Source organism: Bartonella sp. TT119HLJHH, from assembly GCF_042193385.1.
Classification (GTDB): domain Bacteria; phylum Pseudomonadota; class Alphaproteobacteria; order Rhizobiales; family Rhizobiaceae; genus Bartonella.
Genome location: NZ_JBHILS010000079.1, coordinates 1 through 1674 on the forward strand (window position 1 = coordinate 1; position 1674 = coordinate 1674).

Here is a 1674-nt window from a genome sequence, read left to right on the forward strand (position 1 = left end):
GGATATTTTGGTCGCACCTGATGAAGCGGTCGCACTAGGGGATATTGTTTTGTCTGAACGGGGGCGTGCTTATTGATGCTTTCCTCACTTTTGCCCCCGAATTCTAGCTTGTTTGAACGTTGTTTTGCAGAAGCAATGGCTCTTGACCTTCACGTTAAAACTGCACTCGAAGAAATACCTCGCGCGAAATTTATCACGCGTCCGCCTTCTTGGTTGCCCTTTTTAATTGATGAATATGGCTTACAAGAATTAACCCCTTATTTCTCTAACCTTTATGATTTAATTGATCAGGGTCTTGCATGGCAAAATATTCGCGGCTCCCTTGCGGCAATAGAGATGGGGCTTGAATGGTTAGGGATTTCAGCACGCTTTCAACCCGCCTGGACGGGGCGCGCATGGTGGAATTCCTTTCAACTTTACTTTGATCAGTTGCCTGAACGTAAAAGCCTTGAAGCCATTGAAGCGATTACCGACCTTTCCAAAAGTTTGCGCTCTGATTTTCGCCGTGGGACCTATGGTTATGATGTGCAAGCCATGGAAGGCAATATGTCACGCCTTGATGACAGCATGTTGGAGTATGAAAGCGGTGTTCGCTTAACAGCTGGGGGCACTTTGTTTTCCTTTGGACGCACAACAGAAATCAATCACACACTCACAAGAGAAGAAGGCAGGCTTATTGGCAATTGGATAGATGATGGGGATGAAGAGTTAAGCTGGGACCTTATTGATTATCCATGGGATATGGCAAATTTTCCGTGGTGTTCGGTCAAAAAACATGAACGCGATATACTCATGGCAGAATGGTTTCATGGTCGCACGCTTTATTTGGCTTTAAGAGACGAAAACAATACTCTGATTGGGTATCGCCGATGCAACATTGTCCAGCCTGTAGAGCAGGTTTTAGAGGGTGTTTACAACCATTGTGGCAACAGATTTAACCCTTCTACAACAGGCACTCTGTTGTTTCTTGCAGCCCGCACAGATTTTGAAGATGTTGAGGACAAACAAGCCGCCGCTGTTTCCCTTCTCGTTCATGGCTGTCTTGCACAACAAACCCCTCTTGGCAAACTTTGGTTAGGGGCTGATGAGCTAAATGGCGGTGTAGAGATACTCAAAACGCCTATCACTATTCCTTTGCGTGCCGATGTTCGCGAACAATTCAAGATTTTATTGAGGTTTTAATATGAAGCATGAAAGTGGTTTACCGTTTGCAATTGACAGATCTCGCGGCAAAGAGGAACAACAAAGCGTTGTCTTTTATGGCACGCGTCCCTTTATTCAAAGTGGTGAATTGAATGAAGTTCAAACCATTATAAGGGGACGGCATGACCGATTGGGGCGCCTTGTGGCACAAGAAGGAGACCGCGTTGAACGGGCTGATGCTTTTGTCAACAAAGAGACAAGGACCGTAACGTTAACGGATGGCAAAATTTATATCGCAGGCGATATCTTTCCAGTCTCTGAAGCTGTACTCAACAATGTTGCCATGATTGGGCGCTTGGAAATTGGTGTGAAGCTGCAAAAAAAATGGATTACCCATGAGGATGATCCAGAGCTGTTGGGGCAAGTCCCTGGCACATTGGCAGAAGGAGAGCCTGGAGCGGCACGTGAAGTAGCAAAACTTGTCTGGGCACTAAAAGAGGATGCGCAGAATGGCACTTTCTTTCCGGTTTA

Annotated in this window: 2 protein-coding genes; both read left to right on the forward strand. The window is 45.9% G+C overall.

Annotated features, from left to right (window positions below; translation table 11 throughout):
* Positions 1-75 precede the first annotated feature (75 nt).
* A complete protein-coding gene (locus ACFIJL_RS09285) occupies positions 76-1182 on the forward strand; it encodes a phage tail protein (protein WP_375624405.1) in 1107 nt (368 codons plus the stop codon).
* Position 1183: 1 nt separating this feature from the next.
* On the forward strand, positions 1184-1674 hold a 491-nt coding region (locus ACFIJL_RS09290; RefSeq protein WP_375624407.1), incomplete at its 3' end, for a DUF4815 domain-containing protein.